Origin of the sequence: Rhodococcus sp. NBC_00294 (assembly GCF_036163995.1) — a bacterium.
In the GTDB taxonomy this organism is placed as follows: Bacteria; Actinomycetota; Actinomycetes; order Mycobacteriales; family Mycobacteriaceae; genus Rhodococcoides.
This window is the reverse complement of record NZ_CP108043.1, coordinates 1323273-1344906: the sequence shown is the minus strand read 5'-3', so window position 1 is coordinate 1344906 and position 21634 is coordinate 1323273. Positions and strand designations below refer to the sequence as shown.

Genomic DNA, 21634 nt, shown 5'->3' with positions numbered 1-21634 from the left:
CCTCGGCTTCACGGAGCATCATCGCTACCGCTACGCGAGCCCGGAGGGTGTCACCGCCCCGGGCTAGGGTCGCTCACCGTGCGCCTGGCTACCTGGAACGTGAACTCCGTCCGCTCGCGAGTCGACCGCATCGTCGACTGGCTCGAGCGCTCCGACGTCGACGTTCTCGCGATTCAAGAGACGAAGTGCAAGGACGATCAGTTCCCGTACCAGCGTTTCACCGACATCGGGTACCAGGTCGCGCACGTGGGCACGAGTCAGTGGAACGGTGTCGCCATCGCGTCACGCGTCGGGCTCGACGACGTGCAGATCGGGTTCGAGAACCAGCCGGGGTTCAGCAAGGACCCGGAGGTCCCGCCCGCCGACGAGGCCCGGGCCATCGGCGCGACCTGCGGGGGCGTACGCGTCTGGAGCCTGTACGTCCCCAACGGACGGTCCCTCGAGGACCCGCACTACCGCTACAAGCTCGACTGGCTCGCGACCCTGCGCGACGACGCCCGGTCGTGGCTCGCCGCCGATCCGCAGGCACGCATCGCGTTGGTCGGTGACTGGAACGTGGCCCCCACCGACGACGACGTCTGGGACCCGGCGCTGTTCGAGGGCCGCACGCACACCTCGGGACCGGAGCGCGACGCGTTCCGAGCCATCGTCGACGAAGGATTCGCGGACGTGGTGCGACCGTTCACCCCCGGCCCCGGTGTCTACACCTACTGGGACTACACGCAGCTGCGTTTCCCGCGCCGCGAAGGGCTCCGCATCGACTTCGTACTGGCCTCACCCGCACTCGCGGCGCAGGTCACCGACGCCTCGATCGATCGTCAGGAGCGTAAGGGGAAGGGCGCCAGCGACCACGCGCCGGTCGTCGTCGAGCTGGGCGGGGACGCCGCGGTGACCGAGCCGGCCGGGGCCTGATCGGCCACCATGTCGAGGTACTCGATGTTCGCGCCGATGAATCGACGCACGTAGGAACACTGGGGCCAGATCGACAGGTCACCGATACGCAGGATGTCGAGGGCGCCGCGCACGAGGACCGCTGCCCACCCGTGGTCGCCGAACTCCTCCTTGACGACGGTGTGCTGGAGCACGACCGTGTCGCTGTCGGGGGCGACCTCGTACGCGAGGATGCCGACGAGCGCATCGCCGACGGTCAGGACGAAGCGCGAGTTGCTCGGATCGTCCGACACAAGACTGGTGTCCATGACAACAGTTCATCACCGATGTTGTGACGGATGGTGTTCCTGTGACTGTTGATGCGCAATCGCGACGAAGTCGTCACGGTGTCGAGATCAGTCGGCGGTCACCATGTCGCGGTACTCGGGGTTCTCGGCGACGAAGCGCTGCACGTAGGTGCAGACCGGCTTCACCTTCCAGCCGTAGCCGCGAGCAGCGTCGAGGGAGTTGCGGACCATGATGGCGGCGAGGCCGCGATGCCCGAAGTCCTCGGTGATGACGGCGTGCATGAAGCTGACGACGGGCTGACGACGCGCACCGCGTCCGACGGAGTCGACGGGGAAGTACCCGACGATCCCGACGAGGTCACCGTTGAGCCGGAGCTCGAACCGGTTCTGGTGCGGGTTGTCTGTCACATCGGTGACGGGCGCATCCGACAGCATCATTCTTCTCCTGGCGGCCGTGGGGCTCACCCGGTTCCTGTGCGAACCCGGGCGCGGGGCGGGACACGAGCAGCCTCGTCGCCGCGGTCGTGTGCATCACATGGGTGCATGTGACGTAGACCACTATTGCACAGGATTCGCGTCTTCGCCGGGGGAGCCGGTGAATATGTGGCGAACTCACGGGAAAAGCGCTCGAGTACAGTTCGGCGTGTGACAACGCTGCCTCTGGCACCTTCCGGGACGACGCCACTGCGCGTCCTCACCATCGCCGGCACCGACTCCGGCGGCGGCGCCGGAATCCAGGCCGACTCGCGCACCATCGCTCTGTGCGGACTGCATGCCTGCGTCGCGGTCGCCGCCGTGACGGTGCAGAACACGGTGGGAGTCAGCGGTTTTCACGAGATCCCACCCGCCGTGGTGGCCGACCAGGTGCGAACGGTGGTGTCGGACATCGGCATCGGCGCGGCCAAGACCGGCATGCTGGCGTCCACCGCCATCATCGAGGCCGTCACCGACGTGTGCACCGAGGTCGGGATCGGCCGCGGTGGCTCGGTACCGCTCGTCGTGGACCCGGTCTCGGCGTCGATGCACGGCGATTCCCTCCTGCACGCCGATGCTCTGGATGCGCTGCGCACCAGACTCATTCCCCTCGCCACGATCGTCACGCCCAACCTCGACGAGGTCCGACTGCTCACCGGGATCGACGTCGAGGACGAGGTGACGGCGCGACGGGCCGCCGAGGCACTGCACGCTCTCGGCGCCCAGTGGGCCGTCGTCAAGGGTGGGCACCTGCGGACCTCGTCGTCGAGCACCGATCTGCTCTTCGACGGTGAGCGGATGCTCGAGTTCACGAACCCTCGTATCGACACGGGCAACGATCACGGCGGCGGCGACACCCTCGCCGCAGCGCTGGCGTGCGCCCTCGCCCACGGCTACGCGGTGCCGGACGCGTTCGAGTTCGCGAAGGAGTGGGTCACGAAGTCGCTCGAGGCCGCGTACGACCTCGGCCACGGGCACGGCCCGGTCTCACCGCTCTGGCGACTGCACCAGTCGGCTGATGCGTAGATCCTCGGGAACACCGGTCAGCTTCGGCGAGAACAACCCGCGCCGGTAGGGCTTGGTGGCCAGCCCGACGGTGTCCAGCACCTCGGGTGACACCAGATCCAGCGCGGCGTTCGAGATCATGACGTTGCCGTCGGCACCGGTCTGCATGACGCGCGCGGCCACGGTGACGTCGACGCCGAGCCAGTCCGACCCGACGGCGCGCGGACAGCCGGTGTGGATGCCGACGCGCATCCGCGGGGTGTAGCCGTTCACGTCGACACGCGCCAGAGCAGTCTGCGCCTCGAAGACGGCCCGCACCGCGTTGTCCGCGCTGGGGAAGACGGCCATCAGCCCGTCCCCCAGGCGTTTGACGATGTGACCGCCGCGATCGAGCATCGGCCGCTCGACCGCACGGGCCACCTGCTTGAGCAGCACCAGCGTGGTGGCGTCACCGGCGGACAGCGACCACGTGGAGAAACCGACGAGATCGGTGAAGACGATGGTGACCTCGCGCTCGCCCCGCCCGCGACCCGCGCGTTCGAGCACCGCCTGCCACACCTGCAGCGCGCCCAGCGAGAGTTCCTTCGAGGCGCCGGGAGCGTCGCCCTGCAGCCGGTCGGTGACCCGCGCGACCATGCGCGCGGCTCCGGGTCCGGCCGTCGAGAGCGGATCGCCGAACGACGGATCACCGGGCAGCACTCCGCGTACGCGGCGGACCAGTTCGACCACCCGCGGCGTCCGGTTGACGGTGCGGGCAGCGTCGGCGGCCCGACGGGCGGCGTCACCTGCGCTGATCTTCACCGCTCGACCTTATCTTGTCGTTACTCCGAGTGACAGTAAACGTCACTCGGCCTGACGGGCAGCGTCTCGATCGGCACCCACGGGGACGCCGTTCGGGCCCGTCACCGACTCGGCGTACGTGCCGATGCCGTAGGCGACGGCCTTCGAGTTGATGCCGAGAGCCTCCCGGTCGACGTTCTCGAGCGTGTCCTCGGCGGTGTGGTAATTCGGGTCGAAGGGCTCGTTCGCCGTCCCGCCCCAGCGCGCGGCCTGCTCCTCGGTCTTCACGTCGTCCGCGCCGCTGAAGACGCCGCCCGAGGGGATGCCGACCTCGATGAAGGGGCCGTAGTCCGAGCGCCCGTCGAAGTCGGTGCCGTCGGCGTCCTGCGTCGTGAGCTGCTCCTCGAAGACTCGCTCGATCGCGTCCGAGCCGGTGGGGCCGGCAGGCTCGCCGACCTGATCCGAGTCGTCTCCGTCGTAGACGAGGTAGCCGGCGTTGTTCGACCCGACCATGTCGAAGTTCAGGTAGAGCGCGATCGCGGCCTTGTCCTCGTCGGACAGTCCCTCGACGTACTTCGTGGATCCGACCAGACCGAGTTCCTCCGCGCCCCAGAACCCGAACCGCACGGCGTTGGTCACGTCCGGCGAGCCACCCATCTGCAGAGCGGACTCGAGCACAGCGGCGGTACCGGTGCCGTTGTCGTTGATGCCCGGGCCCTCGGGGACCGAGTCGAGATGCGCTCCCGCCATGACGACGTTCTCGGTGGATCCCGTCGTGGTCTGCGCGAGAATGTTGCGGCTGGTCGTGGTCTCGGTCTCCGCGGCGAGCGTGATCTGCGCGGTGGTCGGGGCCGCGGCCAGAGCGGCACCGTCCTCGCGGCTGACACCCACCGACGGGATGCGGGCATCCTCCTTCGCGCCGAGCGTGCCGGCGTCGAGCGGACCGTCCTCGTTGTTGGACACGATGATCGCGGCGGCGCCGCGCTCGGCGGCGATCTGCCCCTTCTGCGCGAAAGAGCACACCCCGCGCGGGACCAGAGCGACCGCGCCGGTCAGCGTGAGGCCGTCGTAGTCGGTGGCCTCGCAGCCGGGTGAGTCGTCGGCAGGTGCTGCCACGATCGGACCGGAGACCCCACCGGCGGGCGTGGCCGGTGAGTACGTGAACGCGCTCACCGGCACGTCGCGGTCGGCAGCGCGCAGCGCCACCGAGTCGAGGGTGTAGCTGTCGAACGAGAACTCGGGCGTCTCGACGTCGAAGCCCGCGTCCCGCAGTGCGCCGGCCACGTAGTCGACGCTGGCGTCGTATCCGGCGGTGCCGGCGGCGCGATTCCCGTCGTGCGCGTCGGCGATGTCGGAGAGCTCCTGCAGGTGGCTCACCACCGCGTCGAGGGTGACGGCCTCGGACAGCGAGGAACCCGTGACCGGTGCGGCCACGGGTTCCTCGGACGGGGTGGCTTCCTCACCGGACGAGCCGGAGGAGCAGGACGACAGCGCGAGCACTCCCGCCGCACAGATCGCGATGGACAGGGTCGATCGTGTCGTCCGCATGAACGTCACCCTAACGAAAGAGCGGTCACGCGTCTCGCTTGTTCACCACCACCACTGCGGCGCCGAAGACGACGGCGACGAAGGCCGCGAAGTAGGCCAGGCTGCCCCACGGTCCCCAGTGGTACTCCACTCCGCCGGGCGAGCCGAGGAAGTTGTTCGCGTTCATGAACGGGAGGAAGGGCATGATGTCGCGCCCGATGCTGCCGAACAGGTTGAACAGCGACTCGATCAACAGCGGCCACAGGAGCAGCAGTGCGATCGCGGCGGCCGACTGTCGCAGCAGCGCACCGACTCCCACGGCGAGGACGACGCACAGGAAGGCGTAGATCGGGACACCGTAGATGGCACGCCACGCGTCCGAACCCTCGAGCACGAGTGCGGCGCCCGCATCGGGACCGGCCGCGGCCTTCGCGATGTAGAACGCGCCCAGCGTGAGCACCAGGGACAACACCGCACCGAAGACGCCGATGAGCAGTGCCTTCACGCCGAGTACCGAGGCGCGGCTGGGGATGGCCTGGAACGTGGTCCGGATGATGCCGAAGCGATACTCGCTGGTGATCGACAGCGCCGCGAGAATCATGAGCACGAGAACGCCGAACCCGCTGACGCCGGCGACGGCGTCCGCGAGGGTCGGCAGGTACGGCTCGAAGCCGGGGTCGTTTCCGGCGGCGATGTCGTTCTGCACGGTGGTGACCGTCGACTTGGCCGTGATGCCGATGACGGCACCGATACCCAGCCCGAGCGCCACGATGATGACGGTGCACCACCACGGCGACTTCGTCGAGGTGAGTTTGATTCGTTCCGCTGCAAGCACACTCATCGCAGTGCCCCTCCCATCGCGTTGTTGTCGGTACCGGCGCCGTGGTACTGCACGTCGTCACCGGTGAGTTTCATGAACGCGTCCTCGAGCGAACCGTGCTGGGACGCCAGCTCGTGCAGGACGATGTTGTGGCGCGCGGCGATCTCGCCGATCGCCTCCGTGGTGGACTCGGCCACCACGAGAGTCGGATGCACCTGATCGAGGCTGCTGGGCTCCTTGACCGTCAGACCTGCCGACGTGAGCGCGCTGCGCAGGGCGTCGAGCTGGGGGCTGCGGACGCGGACCGACGCCTCCGAGGCGCGGTCGACGAACTCCTGCACGGACGAGTCCGAGATGAGCCGACCGCGGCCGATGACGATCAGTTGCTCTGCGGTGAGCGCCATCTCGGAGAGCAGGTGCGAGGACACCAGCACGGTCCGCCCCTCGGCGGCGAGGCGCTGCATGAACTTGCGGATCCAGACGATGCCCTCGGGATCGAGTCCGTTGACCGGCTCGTCGAACATCAGGACCTTTGGGTCACCGAGCAACGCACCGGCCAGACCGAGTCGCTGCGACATGCCGAGGGAGAACCCGCCGGCCTTCTGCTTGGCCACCTCGGACAGACCGACGAGGCGGAGCACCTCGTCGACGCGGGACGAGGCGATGCCGTTGGAGGCCGCCATCCACTGCAGGTGAGCGCGCGCGGATCTGTTGGGGTGCACCCACTTCGCGTCGAGCAGAGCGCCGACGGTGCGAATGGGATTCTTCAGCTCACGGTAGGGCCGACCCTCGATGAGTGCCGTTCCGGACGTGGGCTGATCGAGCCCGAGGATCATCCGCATCGTGGTGGACTTGCCGGCACCGTTGGGGCCGAGGAAGCCCGTCACGATACCCGGGCGCACCGTGAAGGAGAGATCGTCCACGGCTTTCTTCGCGCCGAACTGTTTGGTCAAACCTGTCACTTCGATCATGTGCATCAGGATGCCCGAGCGGGACCACCGACCACATCGCTCCCGGGTCTCGACCCGGGTCATCCGAAGGGATGACGCGACCCTGAGCCGCCCCCGGGGTGGTCAGTCGACGTCGGGCGAGGACGCCTGCGCCCAGAACCGTTTCGGGATCCGGCCCGCCAGCGCCGCCGATCGTCCGCCGCGCACCGCATCGGCCATGGCGGAGGCCATCATTCGCGGATCACGAGCGCGTGTCACCGCGGTGGCGAGCAGCACCGCCGAGCACCCCAGCTCCATGGCGAGTGCCGCGTCGCTCGCCGTGCCGATGCCGGCGTCGAGCACCACGGGAACCCCTGCGGCCGAGGTGATCATCTCTATGTTGTGCGGATTCGCGATGCCCAGCCCCGTCCCGATGGGCGATCCGAGCGGCATGACCGCTGCGCACCCCACGTCCTCGAGGCGACGCGCGAGCACCGGATCGTCGGTGGTGTAGGGCAACACGACGAAATCGTCGTCGACGAGTTGCTCCGCGGCGCGCACCAGCTCGATGGCGTCGGGCAGGAGGGTCCGCTCGTCCGCGATCACCTCGAGCTTGATCCAGTCGGTCTCCAGCGCCTCTCGTGCCAACTGCGCGGTGAGCACGGCCTCGGCGGCGCCGCGACATCCCGCCGTGTTGGGCAGCAGGGCGATGCCGAGGCGCGTGAGGAGATCGAGCACCCCGGTGCCGCCCGAGGCGTCGACGCGGCGCAGGGCGACGGTGGTGAGTTCCGTCCCCGATGCGACGAGGGCCTCCTCCAGCACCGCGAGGTTGGCAGCGCCCCCGGTCCCCATGATCAGGCGAGAGGTGAAGGTACGGTCGGCGATGGTCAGCTGATCAGCCACCCTGCACCGCCGTCAGCACCTCGATGGTCCAGCCGCGGCCCACGTCCTCGCCCCACCGCGAGCGCGGCAGCACGATTCCGTCCACCGCCACGGCGATGCCCTTCTCGGGAAGACCCAGCTGGGTCAGCATGTCCTGCACCGTCGTGCCGGGCTCGAGGTCGTGATCCGCACCGTTGACGGTGACACCCACTGCGGTCATGTTCGTCTCCTACCGTGCCCGAGTCCGCGTGAGACTCGAAAACCGTTCGGGGAGAGCGCATGCCGCTTCCGTCAACGGCTCGCCCTCCAGTTCTGCCACCACGGCGTCCGCCGTGACGGGCGCGAGCAGCACCCCGTTGCGACCGTGCCCGGCGGCGACGATCACGCGGTCGTCCCACCGCCCGACCACGGGGATGTTGTCGGGGCTCCCCGGCCGCAGGCCCGCCGCCGTCTCCGCCAACTCGTAGTCACCGACGGCCGGGAACACGGCCTCGGCGTCCGCGAGGAGGTCGCGGACGCCGGCGACGGTCACGGCGGTGTCGTCACCGTGCTCGTACTGCGTCGCACCGACCACCAGACCGTCGCCACGGGGGACCAGGTACACCGCGCGACCGTTGACGCTCGCGCGGACGGTACGCGTCGGCGCGCTCGCCGAGCCGGGGCGCGCACGCAGGCGCAGGATCTCGCCCTTCACCGGCCGCACCGGGACGTCCGGCAGCAGACGGGACGTCGACCACCCCGCGGCGACCACCACACGATCGGTGGCGAGCGCGTCGAGGTCGGTGACGGGAGCACGCTCGATCCGCACTCCCCGGTCGCGGACCGCGGACTCCAACGCGAGCACCAACGCCCGGTTGTCCACCGACAACTCCCCCGGCGCCGACAGGCCCAGACGAACGCGCGGCGAGAGTGACGGCTCCAGGGTGCGCACCTCGCTGCGCGAGAGGATCTCGAGATCGTGGCCCTGCGCACCCACCCAGTCGGCGACAGTGCGCAGGTCCGCAGCGTCGGCCGAGTCGAACGCGACGGTCAACGATCCACTCGACACGACGACGCCCCGACCCTCCAGGTCCGCGCGCAGCACCGGATCGTGCCACCGCCGCAGCGACGCGGAACCGAGTGCCAGGAGTGCGTGTTCGCCGGGCCAGCCCTCGGACAGCGGCGCGAGCATGCCGCCCGCCACCCAGCTGGCGGCGCCGTCGCCGACAGCGCGTGCACCGAACGTCGGGTCGTGCAGGGTGACGGACCATCCCGCCGCCGCGGCGGCGCGGGCGCAGAAGAGGCCGATCACCCCACCGCCCACGACGGAGACGGATCGCTGCATGAAACTCACTTCCTCCGCCGGCATGACCCGGGTCAGGTGGTTACGGTCTGGGCGGCCTCGCCCACTCTCAGCCCCGTCCGGGACTCCCGTGTTCGTTCCCCTTCACCCTAACCGGCTGATGACCCGACCGGCCTCCGGCCTTCCCGCCATCACCCGACCGGCCTCCGGCCTTCCCGCCATCACCCGACCGGCCTCCGGCCTTCCCGCCACCACCCGACCGGCCTCCGGCCTTCCCGCAGTACTGGGTGGTACTACATTCACACTCGTGACGACTTCGAGGACCACCGCCCGCGAGCGGCTCGCCACCGCTCGTCTGTACCTCTGCACCGACGCCCGCCGAGACACCGGCGACCTGGCCAAGTTCGTGGACGCGGCGCTGTCCGGGGGCGTCGACATCGTGCAGCTCCGCGACAAGGGGTCGGCGGGCGAGAAGAAGTACGGCGCCATCGAGGCGAAGGACGAGCTCGCCGCTTTCGCGGTCATCTCCGCCGCGTGCCGCCGTCACGGCGCGCTGATGGCCGTCAACGATCGTGCCGATCTGGCGCTCGCCTCGGGCGCCGACGTGCTGCACCTCGGCCAGAACGATCTGCCGGTGCACTACGCGCGCCGCATCGTGGGCCCGGACGTCGTCATCGGGCGCTCCACGCAGAACCGGGCACAGGCCACGCTCGCCGACATCGAGGACGGCGTCGACTACTTCGCCACGGGACCGGTGTGGGCGACTCCCACCAAGCCGAACCGTTCGGCCGCGGGCCTGGACGTCGTGCGTGAGGTCGCCGAATCGCATCCCACCCGGCCGTGGTTCGTCATCGGCGGGGTCGAGGAGAACAACGTCGCGCAGGCGCTCGAGGCGGGCGCGTCCCGCATCGCGGTGGTGCGGGCGATCACGCAGGCTCGCGACCCCGAGGCGGCGGCCCGTCGACTGCTCGATCTGCTGCCGTCGGTCTGACCGTCAGAGTCCGTCCGGCGACAGGACGGTGACGTCGGCGGGAACCGCCGAGCGCACTGCGTCGTCGGCCGTCACGACGACGACGCGCAGGTCGGTGTCGTTCCGGACGGCGGCGAGCGCCGCGTCCACGTTCTCGGCCCGCACGGTGTCGACGATCCACCCGAAGCTGCCGACGGCGAGTCGTACGGTGCGCGCCGGGAGGTCGTCGGGGGCGTCGGCGGCCAGGACGGCGCGGACGGGCACGGTGCGCAGCGACGGCCAACTCTCGGCGAAGGCGGGGTGCAGCGGCAGCGAGTCCACCTCGTGCTCGGCGACCCAGCGCAGTTCGGTGCTCTCACCGTTGGGAACCGTGTCGAGTTCGCGCTCCGCATCGGCGATCACAGTGGTGTAGGACCACCCCGAGTCCTCGACCTTGGTGACGTGCTCGTCCCGCACGGTCAGCAGGTCGTCGGTGATGCCCGCCTCCTCGCCGGCCTCGCGTACGGCCGCGTGGACGGCGCTCTCGTGACTGTCCCTGGCACCACCGGGCAGCGCCCACGTCCCGCCCTGATGACTCCAGGCCGCACGGTGCTGCAGCAACACCACGGAGCCCGCCGACCCGGTCGGAGCCCGCAACAGCAGACCGGCCGCGCCGTGTCGTCCCCAGTGCCGGCTCCCGTCGCTGCTGAAGACCCAGCCGTCCCCGTCACCGCGCATGGTTCACCGTCCGCATTCCCCCACCTTATTGCTCCTCGCGTTGCCTGTGCTCGGACCACGGTGGGCCTATGCTCGAATCCGGACATGAGGGCGACCGATCGCGCGGGAAGGGGTCGAGGTGTCACAGCAGACGAGTGCGCTGACTCTGCGCGCGCCCGTCGACACCCGCTCCGAACGGTCGGAGTTCCTCCGTTCCACTCCCGTCCGGCTGTTGGCGGTGGGTCTGCTGGTGGTCGCGACGCTCGTGACCACCGCTCTCGTGACGACGCTGTCGGTGTCGGACCGCCAGCGCACCCTCGAACTTCTGCTCGCGCGCACCGAGCCTTTGTCCGATGCGGCGCAGAACCTGTACGTGCAGCTGTCGGTCGCGGACGCGACGGCGGCGACGGCCTTCCTCTCGGGCGGTCTGGAACCCGGTGACGTCCGTGGTCGGTACACGGACTCGCTCGGAGCGGCGGCGGGCGAGGTGGTCCGCGCGTCCACCGGACTCGCGAGCGACGACGCGACGTCGCGGCAACTGCTGGCGACGATCTCCACGAACCTGCCGCTGTACGCCGGCATCATCGAGACCGCGCGGACGAACAACCGCGTCGGCAATCCGGTGGGTTCCGCGTATCTGGCCGAGGCGTCGACCCTCATGCAGAACACGATCCTGCCGTGGGCCGAGGAACTGCACGCGGAGAAGTCCGGTGACGTGTCGGATGCGCAGCGCCAGTTCGCGACACCACCCTGGTCGGCGTTCGTCGTGCTGGGCATCACCGTGCTCGTGCTCGTCGGCGCGCAGATGTTCCTGAGCCGGAAGACCAAGCGCACCGTCAACGTCGGTTTCGCGGGTGCCACGGTGGGCGTCGTACTGCTGCTCGGCTGGATGCTCGTCGCGGGGCTCATCTCCTCGACCGCCACCGACCGCGCTCTGGTGCGCGGCGCGGAGCCCCTGGACCTGCTCACCACCAGCCGGATCCTCGCCCAGCAGGCTCGCGCCGACGAGACCATCGGCATGACGCGGCGCGGCGGCTTCGCCGACTACGAGAAGTCGTACTCCGACGCGGTGTCCGGCCTCGCCGACACCCTCGGCACACTCGCGCACGACGACGACACGCACAGTCCCCGGATGGACGACGCCCGTGCGCTGGTGTCGCTCTGGACCAGCTCGCACGACCGGATGAACGCCTCGCTGGACGTCGGCGACTTCGACACGGCGGTCACCATCGCCACCGGAACGGCTGCCGGCGACTCCAGCGACGTGTTCGGTCGGCTCGACTCGGCTCTCGTCGAGGAGATCGAGGCGTCCCGCGCGTCCCTGCGAGACGACGTCCAGCGTGCGTCGGGCGTGCTGGCCGGCCTCACCGTGGGCACCGGCATCGTGTGCGGCCTGGCCGTGCTCGCCGTCGTGGGCGGTATGTGGTCGCGTATCCGGGAGTACCTGTGATGCGCCGCGCGGCCGTGATCGCCGCCGCGCTCATCCTCGTCCTGACCGGCTGCGCGGACACCACGCCGGTGCCGGAGGCGCCGGACCGCGCCACTGTCGCCGAACCGCTGCCCGACGGGGCCACCGGCGTCACCCCGGGCGCACCGATGCCACCGGCGGAGGACTGCGGCGACCCCCGTGCGAGCCTGCGGCCCAACTACGCCGCGCCCGACGGCGCACCCGTACCCGCTCCGAACGTCGACGCGATCCGCGCCCGCGGGCGCCTCGTCGTCGGGCTGGACACCGGCAGCAATCTGTTCAGCTTCCGCGATCCCGTGAGCGGTGAGATCGTCGGCTTCGACGTCGACATCGCCCGCGAGGTCGCCCGCGATCTGTTCGGGGACCCGGACCGGCTGGAGTACCGCATCCTCGCGTCCGCCGAGCGGATCGACGCCCTGGCCGAGGGCGAGGTCGACATCGTCGTCAAGACCATGACCATCACGTGTGCCCGGCGCGAACGGGTGACCTTCTCCACCGTGTACTACCAGGCGGATCAACGGGTTCTGGCCGTCAAGGGCTCGGGCATCACGGGTGTCGGTGACCTCGGCGGTCGGCGCGTGTGCGCCGCGGCGGGCACCACGTCGTTGCTGCGCATCCAGCGTCTGCAGCCCAGTGCCCAGATCGTCAGCGTGCCCAGCTGGGCGGACTGTCTCGTGGTGCTGCAGCAGGGCGGTGTCGACGCCGTCAGCACCGACGACGCGATCCTCGCCGGACTCGCCGCCCAGGATCCGTACCTGGAGATCGTCGGGTTCTCCATCGCCGCGGAGCCGTACGGGATCGGCGTGACGCTGGGTCACGACGACCTCGTGCGCGTCGTCAACAGGACGCTCGAACGCATTCGCGGCGACGGCACCTGGAACCGCATCTACACCCAGTGGTTGTCCGTCCTCGGCCCGTCTCCCGGCGCGCCCTTTCCCGTCTACAACGGCTGATCATGAGTACCGAACCCGATCTCGAGGCGACCCGGGCCTCGTTGCGCGACGAGGATCCCGACGCCACCCGCGCCGCCCTGCGCGAGCACGACTCCGACGCGACGAGGGCCTCGGTGCGCCCGGAGGAGGACGACGCGACGCGGGCCGCGCTGCGCGAGGACACCACCGGGCGCACCTCCCGGCCGAGCCGCCGGGTACGGACCGGTAAGCGTCGTCGCCTCGGTGGTGGGCTGGTGGAACTGCCGCGCATTCCCGAGGTCGATCCCGCGACCGCTGTCATGTCGGACCCCCGCGTCCCGGAGAGCAAGCGGTTCTGCTGGAAGTGCAACGCCCCCGTCGGGCGGAGCGTCGACGGCCGGCCCGCCCATCCGTCGGGTGACTGCGACAGGTGCGGAACGCATTTCGACTTCTCCCCGCTGCTCGAACCCGGTGAGATGGTGGCCGGGCAGTACGAGGTGCAGGGGTGTATCGCGCACGGCGGACTCGGGTGGATCTACCTCGCCATCGATCGCAACGTCAGCGATCGCTGGGTCGTGCTCAAGGGCCTGCTGCACTTCGGCAACGCCGAGGCACACGCGGTGGCGATGGCGGAACGCCAGTTCCTCGCCGAGGTGACCCACCCCGGCATCGTCAAGATCTACAACTTCGTGGAGCACCCCCGCCCCCTCGCGCCCGGCTCGCAGGAGGCGCCGTCGTCGACGGGGTACATCGTCATGGAGTACGTCGGCGGTCGCACGCTGCGCCAGATCATGACCGACAACCCGACGCGCACGAAACTGCCTGTGCAGGAAGCCATCGCCTACCTCCTCGAGGTGATGCCCGCGCTGGCCTACCTGCACTCCATCGGTCTGGCGTACAACGATCTGAAACCCGAGAACGTCATGGTGACGCAGGACCAGATCAAGCTGATCGACCTGGGCGCGGTGAGCCAGCTCGAGGACTACGGGTACCTCTACGGCACGGCCGGATACCAGGCACCGGAGATCGTGCGGACCGGACCCACGGTGGCGTCCGACATCTTCACCGTGGGGCGCACTCTCGCGGTCCTGACGCTCGAGATCGCCTCGGAGCACGGGCGGTACGTGGACGGCATCCCGGAGGACGCGCCCGTCCTGCAGGAGTACCAGTTCTTCGCCCGGCTTCTCCGACGCGCGACGGCCGCCGACCCGCTCACCCGGTTCCGCAGCGCCGACGAGGCGGCGAGTCAGCTCAGTGGTGTTCTGCGCGAAATCCTCTCGCAGCAGACGGGTGACAGCCACCCGTCGCTCTCGTCGGTGTTCAGCCCGCAGCGCACCACCTTCGGCACCGACGAGCAGGTCGCCGTCACCGACGTGTACATCGACGGACGGCACCGCGTGGCCAGGCTGGATCCGCGCGACGTGGTGGCCGCGCTTCCGGTCCCCCTGATCGACACGTCGGACCCGAGCGCGCAGCTCATCGCCGCGGCCGTGCACAGCGAACCGCACCAGACGCTCGACTCGCTGCGCCTTGCCCGCGAGAACGGCCTCGATCGCACCGTGGGCGACGACTCCGTCGGGTCCGTGGAAGCGGTGCTGACCGAGGCCCGCGCGTATCTCGATCTGGGCGAGGGAGATTCGGCCGCGGAGGTGATGCGCAGGCTGGACGACGTGACGGGCAACTGGCGTGTCGACTGGCACCGCGGCACCATCGCGCTGCTGTGCCGTAACTTCGTCGACGCCGCCGACAAGTTCGACTCGGTGCTCTCCGCGATGCCCGGCGAGGTCGCACCCAAGCTCGCGCTCGCGGCGACGGCGGAACTGTTGGCGCAGCAGACCTCCGACGACGGCCACGACACGTGGTGCGCCCTGGCCGAGACGATGTACACCACGGTGTGGCGGACCGATCGCACCATCGTCAGCGCCGCGTTCGGTCTCGCCCGCAGGCTCGCGGAACGGGGTGCGCTGCTCGACGCCATCATGACTCTCGATCTGGTGCCCGCCACGTCACGGCACTACTCGATGGCACGGATGACCGGCGTACTCACACTGCTCTCCGGCTCCGCGGCCGACATGGACGAGGGTGCGCTCTACGAGGCGGCGCGGCGCGTCGAGGCGCTGCCGGCGCGCGAACCCCGTGCGCTGCAACTGCGGACGGTCGTCCTGGGCACCGCGCTCGAATGGATGGAATCCGGGCACACGCCCGAGTCCACGGTGCCGCTGCTCGGCGTGCCCTTCACGCGGGACGGCCTCCGTACGGGCGCCGAGACCGCCCTGCGATCCCTCGCCCGGACCGCGCGCACCCGGTCGCACCGCTTCGCCCTGGTGGACCTGGCCAACGCGGTGCGGCCCAAGTCCCTCTTCTGATCAGCCGATCAGGGCCACCGCGGCGCGGGCGATGGCCAACTCCTCGTTGGTGGGTACCACGAGGACCGTCACCGGGGAATCGTCCGTCGAGATGACACGGATTCCCTTGCCGCACTCGGCATTACGCTCCTCGTCCAGCTCGATCCCGTACATCTCGAGGTCCGCCAGGGCCGCTGCGCGCACCTCGGCCGAATTCTCGCCCACGCCGGCGGTGAACGTGACGACATCCACGTGGCCCAGCTCGATCATGTACGCGCCGAGATAGCGCCGCAGGCGATGGACGTACACGTCGAAGGCCAGGGCCGCGGCCTCGTCACCGTCGTCGATGAGGCGCCGGAGCTCACGGAAGTCGGTGACACCACTCAATCCCTTGATACCGGAGCGGCGGTTGAGCAGTTCGTCGATGGCATCGACGTCCATGTCGGCACTGCGCCGCAGGTGCATCACGATGCCGGGATCGATGTCGCCGCTGCGGGTTCCCATCACGAGCCCCTCGAGCGGGGTGAGGCCCATGGACGTGTCCACCGCGACGCCGCCGCGCACGGCCGATGCCGAGGCGCCGTTGCCGAGGTGCAGCACGATCTGGTTCACGTCCGACGGCGACCGTCCCAGATGCTCTGCCACACGGCCACTCACGTACTCGTGGGACGTGCCGTGCATCCCGTACCGCTTGATGTCGTGTTCGGCGGCGGTGGCCGCATCGATGGCGTACGTCGAGGCGGCGGCGGGGAGGGTGTGGAAGAACGCCGTGTCGAACACGGCGACCTGCGGCACGTCGGGCAGCTCCCGGCGCGCCACCTCGATCCCACGCAGGTTGGCCGGATTGTGCAGGGGCGCCAGCGCACTGAGCTCGTCGATGGTGGCCACGACCGAGTCGTCGATGAGGGTGGGCTCGCTGAAGACGGTGCCGCCGTGCACCACTCGATGTCCCACTGCCGTGATGCCCGCCTCCGCCAGGGGCAGTCCCGCGTCGGCCATCATCTCGAACGCCAGCCGGAGGCCCGTGACGTGATCGGGGATGTCGGTCGTCTTCTCCGTCGTGTCGTCGCCGCGGGTGACGGCCACGCGCCCGTCGGCGTCCCCGATGCGCTCGACGATGCCCTGCAGGACGCTGTGTCCCGAGTCGGGGTCCACCACCTGGAACTTCACCGACGACGATCCCGAGTTGACGACCAGCACCGTGCTCACTTCGCGACCTCCAGACCGTCGGTACCGGACTGGGCCTGGATGGCGGTGATCGCCACGGTGTTCACGATGTCCTGCACCAGGGCTCCTCGACTGAGATCGTTGACGGGCTTGCGCAGTCCCTGCAGGACCGGTCCCACGGCCACGGCGTTGGCGCTGCGCTGCACCGCCTTGTACGTGTTGTTGCCGGTGTTGAGGTCGGGGAAGACGAACACGGTCGCCCGGCCCGCCACCTCGGAGTCGGGCAGTTTGGACTTCGCCACCGACGGGTCGATGGCCGCGTCGTACTGGATCGGTCCCTCCACCAGCAGATCCGGCGCCCGGTCGCGGACGAGGTCGGTCGCCGTCCGGACCTTGTCCACGTCGGCACCCGATCCGGAATCGCCGGTGGAGTAGCTCAGCATCGCCACCCGCGGCTCGATGCCGAACATCGACGCGGTGGCCGCGGACGAGACGGCGATGTCGGCGAGCTGTTCCGACGTGGGGTCGGGAACCACGGCGCAGTCGCCGTAGGCGAGCACCTTGTCCGCGAGACACATCAGGAAGATGCTCGAGACCGTCGAGACCCCGTCCATGGTCTTGATGATCTCGAAGGACGGCTTGATCGTGTGCGCCGTGGTGTGCGCGGCGCCCGAGACCATGCCGTCGGCAATGCCCTTGTGCACCATCATGGTTCCGAAGTACGAGATGTCGGACATGATCTCGCGGGCCTTGTCCTCGGTCATGCCCTTGTGCTTGCGCAGCTCGACGTACTCCGCGACGAAGTCGTCCGTGTACTCCGAGTTCGTCGGATCCAGCACGGTGGCCTCGGACAGGTCCACCCCCAGTTCCCCGGCCCTGCGCGTGATCGCCGCCTCGTCACCGAGGATGGTCAGGTCCGCGACCTGCCGTTGCAGCAGTCGTCCGGCCGCGCGCAGGATCCGGTCGTCCGACCCCTCGGGCAACACGATGTGCTTGCGGTCGGCGCGGGCCCGGTCGATGAGCTGGTACTCGAACATCTGCGGCGTCACCACCGACGGCATCGCGACGTCGAGGCGGCCCAGGATCTCGGCGGCGTCGACGTGGCGTTCCATGAGCGCCAGCGCCGTGTCGACCTTGCGTTGCGATCCGACGGCCACCCGCCCGCGAGTGGACGCGGCCACACTCGCGGTGTCGAAGGTTCCGAGTTCGGTGGTGAGGATCGGTAGGCGGGGCTGCAGACCCTCGATGAGCTTGGCGATCATGGGATGCGGTGTCAGTCCGCCGTTCATGACGATGCCGGCGAGCGACGGAAACCCCTCGGCCTCGTGGGCGTTGACGAGCGCGAGCACGACGTCGGAGCGGTCGGCCGGAGCGATGACGACGACTCCCTCGGTGAGTCGCTCGAGAATGTGCTCGGCCGTCATGCCGCCGACCATCAAGCGCAGGGCCTCCCGTTGCAGCAGTTCGGCATCGCCGCTGTAAAGTTCGCCCTTCATCGCGTGCAGCAGTTCGTCCATGGTCGGTGCGACCAGCAGCGGTACCTCGGGCAGAGCCCACGCCGGCACGTCCTCTGTCGAGAGCTGCGCGATGACGTCGTCCAACGCGTCGGGATCGCACCGGTTGGCGACGATGCCGGCCAGATGGGCGCGGTGCGTCGACAGTTCCGATCGACACACATCGGCGAGGTGGGCGATCTCCTCGGGCGTGCGTTCGGAGCCACGCAGCGCGAGGAGCACCGGGGCGCCCAGGTTCACGGCGACGCGCGCGTTGAACCCCAGCTCGCTGGGACTGGCGATGTCGGTGTAGTCGCTGCCCACGATCACCACGGCATCGCACTGGGACGCGACGTCGTGGTAGCGGCGCACGATCTCGGCGAGCGCGGCGTCGGGATCCGCGTGCACCTCGTCGTAGGTGACGCCGAGCGACTGCTCGTACGTGGTGTCCGCGGTGGTGTGGTCGATCATGAGCTCGAGGATGTAGTCGGTCTCGGACGACGACCGAGCGATCGGCCGGAACACACCGACCCGAGCCGTCGAGGCACCGAGCATGCGCAGCAGCCCCAACGCGATGGTCGACTTGCCGGTGTCCCCCTCGGGCGACGCGATGTAGATGCTGGAGACGGGCGAGCTGGGCGTGTCTGCGGGCGCGGCGACCATGGTCTCAGCCTAATGGGCGCGCCGCCGCGGGCGTCCGAGACGATGTCCCGCGGTCGGGCTGTGATCCCGGGAACAACTCCGCACTTTCTTAGCCTACGCAAGCATAATACTTGTGTGCCCACAACTGTCGCGTCAGGCGGTCTCGACCAGCGTCACAAGATGATCGTGCTGGCCACGTGCTGCCTCAGCCTGCTCATCGTCTCGATGGACGCCACCATCGTGAACGTCGCGCTGCCCGCCATCCGCACCGAACTCGGCGCATCCGTGTCCCAGCTCCAGTGGACCATCGACGTCTACACACTGGTGCTCGCCAGTCTGCTGCTGCTGTCCGGCACCACCGCGGACCGTGTGGGGCGGCGCCGTGTCTTCCAGATCGGACTCGTCAGCTTCGCCGTCGGCTCGCTGCTCTGCAGCCTCGCCCCCACCGCCCCGGTCCTCATCCTCGCCCGCATGATCCAGGCGATCGGTGGGTCGATGCTCAACCCCGTCGCCATGTCGATCATCACGCAGGTCTTCACCGGGAAGGCCGAGCGTGCCCGGGCGATCGGTATGTGGGGGGCCGTGGTCGGCATCTCCATGGCCCTCGGTCCCATGCTCGGCGGACTGTTGATCGAGATCTCCGGGTGGCGGTCCGTCTTCTGGATCAACATCCCGGTCTGCCTCGCAGCGTTCGTTCTCGCCGCCGTGTTCGTCCCCGAGTCGCGGTCGCCCGTCGTGCGCGCGTTCGATCCGGTCGGTCAGCTGCTCGGTGTCGTCATGCTGGCCTCCCTGGTGTTCGGCCTCATCGAGGGTCCCTCGCTCGGATGGTCGTCGCCCATGACCCTCGCGGTGTTCGCCCTGTCCGCCGCCTCGTTCGTCGCGTTCGTCCGCTACGAGAACAGGCGCGTCGATCCGTTCATCGATCTGCGCTTCTTCCGCAGCATCCCGTTCTCGTCGGCGACGATCGTGGCCGTGTGCGCCTTCGGCGGATACGGAGCGTTCCTGTTCCTCATGTCGCTGTACCTGCAGGAGGTGCGCGGCTTCAGCGCGATCGGCACGGGAGCGTCCTTCCTACCGCTCGCACTCGCCACGCTGATCTGCTCGCCGCTGTCCGGGCGGATGGTGGCTCGGTGGGGTGCCCGCCCCTCGATGACCATCGCCGGTGTGGTCATCGCCGTCGCCGGCCTGACCCTCACCCGCCTCTCCGCCACCACCCCCGTCAGCGCACTGCTGGTCATGTTCGCGATCTTCGGGGTCGGCTTCGGGCTGGTCAACGCCCCCATCACCAACGCGGCCGTCGGCGGGATGCCCCGCGATCGCGCGGGTGCGGCGTCGGCGGTCGCGTCGACCAGCCGCCAGATCGGTGTCAGCATCGGCGTCGCGCTGTGCGGGAGCCTCACCACCGCGGGCGCCGCAGCCGGCATCGACGCGGGGTTCGCCGCCTCCACACACACGGTCTGGTGGGCTCTGGCCGCCATCGGTGTGATCGTCGCGGGTCTGGGGCTGGTCAGCGCCAGCAGGCGGGCCACGCGGACCGCGGACGACGTGGCCGCACTGTTCCGCACACCGGAGCCGGCCCGTGCCTGACCGCCGGAGCCGACCGATAGACGAGGCCTGGGCCGCGATGACCTCGCTGGTCTTCGAGAACCGCGACACCTGGCGCCGACGGGTGGCGGCCGAGGTCGACATGCCGTTCAGCCGGGTACGGGTGCTGCGGCGCCTGGTCGACGGACCGCTGACGATGAGCGCGGTGGCCACCGCGGCGGCGATGGACGCGCCGGCGACCACGGTGTGCGTCAACGAACTCGAGTCTCGCGGCTACGTCCGCCGCACCGTCGACGACAGCGATCGTCGCAGCAAGCGCGTCACGATCACCGACGACGGCCGCGCCCTGATGGACCGCGTGCAGATGACCGACCCGGTACCCGACTCGCTCGCCGACCTCGGCGACGAGGACGCCGCGGTGCTGCACCGGATCCTGTCGGGCGCGGTGTCCTCCGGCGTCGTCAGCCCAGACGGCGCAGACGGGGCTCCAGATCGGTCTTGAACAGCTCCAGGAACCGACGCTGATCGTGACCCGGCGCGTGGAAGACCAGGTGGTTCAGGCCTGCATCGACGTACGGCTTGACCTTCTCGACGGCCTCGTCGGGATCGGAGGCGACGATCCACCGCTTCGCCACCTGCTCGATCGGCAGCTCGTCCGCGGCCTTCTCCATCTCGATCGGATCGTCGATGGAGTGCTTCTGCTCCGGCGTCAGTGACAGCGGCGCCCAGAAGCGCGTGTTCTCCAGCGCCGCATCGGCATCGGTGTCGTACGAGATCTTGATCTCGATCATGTGGTCGATGTCGCCCACGGACCGGTTCATCTTCTCCGCACCTTCCGCCACCGCGGGGATCAACTTGTCGGTGTAGAGCTCCATACCCTTGCCGGACGTACAGATGAAGCCGTCGCCGCTGCGTCCGGCGTAGCGCGCGACCACGGGGCCGCCGGCCGCCACGTACACCGGGACCCCACCCTCGGGAACGTCGTAGATCGAGGCGCCCTTGGTCTTGTAGTACTCGCCCTCGAAGTCGACGCGATCGCCCAGCCACAGCTCGCGCATCAGCGACACAGCCTCGCGCAGACGCGCGAACCGCTCCTTGAACTCCGGCCACTCACCGTCGAATCCGGTGGCGATCTCGTTCAGAGCCTCACCCGTACCCACTCCGAGCATGATCCGGTTCGGGTACAGGCACGCCATCGTCGCGAAGGCCTGCGCGATGACGGCCGGGTTGTAGCGGAACGTCGGGGTCATCACCGACGTGCCCAGCTGCAGAGTCTTCGTGCGCTCACCGACCGCAGTCATCCACGCCAGCGAGAACGGTGCGTGGCCACCCTCGTGGCGCCAGGGCTGGAAGTGGTCGCTCACGGTCGCCGAGTCCATGCCCGACGCCTCCGCCTGCACCGCGATCTCGACGAGCTCACGTGGACCGAACTGCTCGGCCGACGCCTTGTATCCCAGCTTCAGTTCCTGTGCCACGCCGAACTCCCTCGTCTACCGCCGAACCCCGGTCACCGTCATGTC

Annotated in this window: 21 protein-coding genes and 1 riboswitch; of the genes, 8 read left to right on the top strand and 13 right to left on the bottom strand. The window is 69.4% G+C overall.

The window, feature by feature from the left end:
• The first annotated feature begins 78 nt into the window (after positions 1-78).
• Complete coding sequence (locus tag OHB23_RS06330; protein WP_222638011.1) at positions 79-912, top strand: exodeoxyribonuclease III; 834 nt, start codon at positions 79-81, stop codon at positions 910-912.
• Here OHB23_RS06330 and OHB23_RS06325 read toward each other — a convergent pair.
• Together OHB23_RS06325 and OHB23_RS06320 are read right to left on the bottom strand one after the other, a co-directional pair.
• Complete coding sequence (locus OHB23_RS06325; RefSeq protein ID WP_051613451.1) at positions 819-1199, bottom strand: GNAT family N-acetyltransferase; 381 nt, start codon at positions 1197-1199, stop codon at positions 819-821. The two genes, OHB23_RS06330 and OHB23_RS06325, sit on opposite strands and share 94 nt — an antisense overlap.
• 87 nt (positions 1200-1286) lie before the next feature.
• On the bottom strand, positions 1287-1613 hold the full coding sequence (locus OHB23_RS06320) for a GNAT family N-acetyltransferase (RefSeq protein ID WP_056442260.1): 327 nt from the start codon (positions 1611-1613) through the stop codon (positions 1287-1289).
• Positions 1614-1823: 210 nt separating this feature from the next.
• Between OHB23_RS06320 and thiD the strand changes: the two genes are divergently transcribed.
• The gene (gene thiD, locus OHB23_RS06315) at positions 1824-2678 is read left to right on the top strand and encodes a bifunctional hydroxymethylpyrimidine kinase/phosphomethylpyrimidine kinase (protein WP_027506237.1); all 855 of its coding nucleotides are present in this window, start codon (positions 1824-1826) and stop codon (positions 2676-2678) included.
• On the opposite strand, the gene OHB23_RS06310 is transcribed toward thiD, so the two are convergent.
• From OHB23_RS06310 to thiO, 7 genes are all read right to left on the bottom strand, one after another.
• Positions 2640-3458: an adenylate/guanylate cyclase domain-containing protein gene (locus OHB23_RS06310; protein WP_197027813.1), complete on the bottom strand. Its 819-nt coding sequence runs from the start codon at positions 3456-3458 to the stop codon at positions 2640-2642. The two genes, thiD and OHB23_RS06310, sit on opposite strands and share 39 nt — an antisense overlap.
• Positions 3459-3500: 42 nt before the next feature.
• Entirely contained in the window at positions 3501-4985 is a 1485-nt protein-coding gene (locus tag OHB23_RS06305) for a M28 family peptidase (protein WP_328811127.1), read from the bottom strand.
• Between the two features lie 25 nt (positions 4986-5010).
• Positions 5011-5805, bottom strand: coding sequence for an ABC transporter permease (locus OHB23_RS06300; protein ID WP_307097280.1), 795 nt, complete (start codon positions 5803-5805; stop codon positions 5011-5013).
• On the bottom strand, positions 5802-6755 hold the full coding sequence (locus OHB23_RS06295; protein WP_222638009.1) for an ABC transporter ATP-binding protein: 954 nt from the start codon (positions 6753-6755) through the stop codon (positions 5802-5804). The genes OHB23_RS06300 and OHB23_RS06295 overlap by 4 nt, the downstream gene beginning before the upstream one ends.
• 102 nt (positions 6756-6857) lie before the next feature.
• A complete protein-coding gene (locus OHB23_RS06290) occupies positions 6858-7616 on the bottom strand; it encodes a thiazole synthase (protein WP_027506233.1) in 759 nt (252 codons plus the stop codon).
• Positions 7609-7815, bottom strand: a complete 207-nt coding sequence (gene thiS / locus OHB23_RS06285) for a sulfur carrier protein ThiS (RefSeq protein ID WP_027506232.1) — start codon at positions 7813-7815, stop codon at positions 7609-7611. Before thiS ends, OHB23_RS06290 begins: the two co-directional genes overlap by 8 nt.
• A gap of 9 nt (positions 7816-7824) precedes the next feature.
• Positions 7825-8919 (bottom strand): glycine oxidase ThiO, encoded by a 1095-nt coding sequence (gene thiO / locus OHB23_RS06280; protein WP_027506231.1) that lies wholly within the window; start codon positions 8917-8919, stop codon positions 7825-7827.
• Positions 8912-9019: riboswitch (TPP riboswitch) on the bottom strand. Its footprint overlaps the gene before it by 8 nt.
• 165 nt (positions 9020-9184) lie before the next feature.
• Here thiO and thiE point away from each other — a divergent pair.
• Positions 9185-9868 carry a thiamine phosphate synthase gene (gene thiE / locus OHB23_RS06275; protein WP_328811126.1) on the top strand — a complete coding sequence of 228 codons (684 nt, stop codon included), beginning with the start codon at positions 9185-9187 and terminating at the stop codon, positions 9866-9868.
• Positions 9869-9871: 3 nt separating this feature from the next.
• Here thiE and OHB23_RS06270 read toward each other — a convergent pair whose 3' ends face one another.
• A complete protein-coding gene (locus tag OHB23_RS06270) occupies positions 9872-10564 on the bottom strand; it encodes an NUDIX hydrolase (RefSeq protein WP_056441389.1) in 693 nt (230 codons plus the stop codon).
• A gap of 118 nt (positions 10565-10682) precedes the next feature.
• On the opposite strand from OHB23_RS06270, the gene OHB23_RS06265 reads away from it, so the two are divergent.
• The 3 genes from OHB23_RS06265 to OHB23_RS06255 are packed head-to-tail and all read left to right on the top strand — an operon-like array spanning position 10683 to position 15288.
• Complete coding sequence (locus OHB23_RS06265; protein ID WP_051613449.1) at positions 10683-11993, top strand: hypothetical protein; 1311 nt, start codon at positions 10683-10685, stop codon at positions 11991-11993.
• Complete coding sequence (locus OHB23_RS06260) at positions 11993-12964, top strand: glutamate ABC transporter substrate-binding protein (protein ID WP_027506227.1); 972 nt, start codon at positions 11993-11995, stop codon at positions 12962-12964. Before OHB23_RS06265 ends, OHB23_RS06260 begins: the two co-directional genes overlap by 1 nt.
• 2 nt (positions 12965-12966) lie before the next feature.
• Positions 12967-15288 (top strand): serine/threonine-protein kinase, encoded by a 2322-nt coding sequence (locus OHB23_RS06255; protein WP_328811125.1) that lies wholly within the window; start codon positions 12967-12969, stop codon positions 15286-15288.
• Here OHB23_RS06255 and OHB23_RS06250 read toward each other — a convergent pair whose 3' ends face one another.
• Together OHB23_RS06250 and pta are read right to left on the bottom strand one after the other, a co-directional pair.
• Positions 15289-16476 carry an acetate kinase gene (locus OHB23_RS06250; protein ID WP_328811124.1) on the bottom strand — a complete coding sequence of 396 codons (1188 nt, stop codon included), beginning with the start codon at positions 16474-16476 and terminating at the stop codon, positions 15289-15291. It lies immediately after the preceding gene.
• On the bottom strand, positions 16473-18590 hold the full coding sequence (gene pta, locus OHB23_RS06245) for a phosphate acetyltransferase (protein ID WP_328811123.1): 2118 nt from the start codon (positions 18588-18590) through the stop codon (positions 16473-16475). Before pta ends, OHB23_RS06250 begins: the two co-directional genes overlap by 4 nt.
• Positions 18591-18749: 159 nt before the next feature.
• Here pta and OHB23_RS06240 point away from each other — a divergent pair, with 159 nt between their 5' ends.
• Positions 18750-20156 (top strand): DHA2 family efflux MFS transporter permease subunit, encoded by a 1407-nt coding sequence (locus tag OHB23_RS06240; protein ID WP_328811598.1) that lies wholly within the window; start codon positions 18750-18752, stop codon positions 20154-20156.
• Positions 20149-20616: a MarR family winged helix-turn-helix transcriptional regulator gene (locus tag OHB23_RS06235; protein WP_328811122.1), complete on the top strand. Its 468-nt coding sequence runs from the start codon at positions 20149-20151 to the stop codon at positions 20614-20616. The genes OHB23_RS06240 and OHB23_RS06235 overlap by 8 nt, the downstream gene beginning before the upstream one ends.
• Here OHB23_RS06235 and fgd read toward each other — a convergent pair.
• Positions 20576-21589 (bottom strand): glucose-6-phosphate dehydrogenase (coenzyme-F420), encoded by a 1014-nt coding sequence (gene fgd, locus OHB23_RS06230; protein WP_027506222.1) that lies wholly within the window; start codon positions 21587-21589, stop codon positions 20576-20578. The genes OHB23_RS06235 and fgd overlap by 41 nt on opposite strands.
• Positions 21590-21634 lie beyond the last annotated feature (45 nt).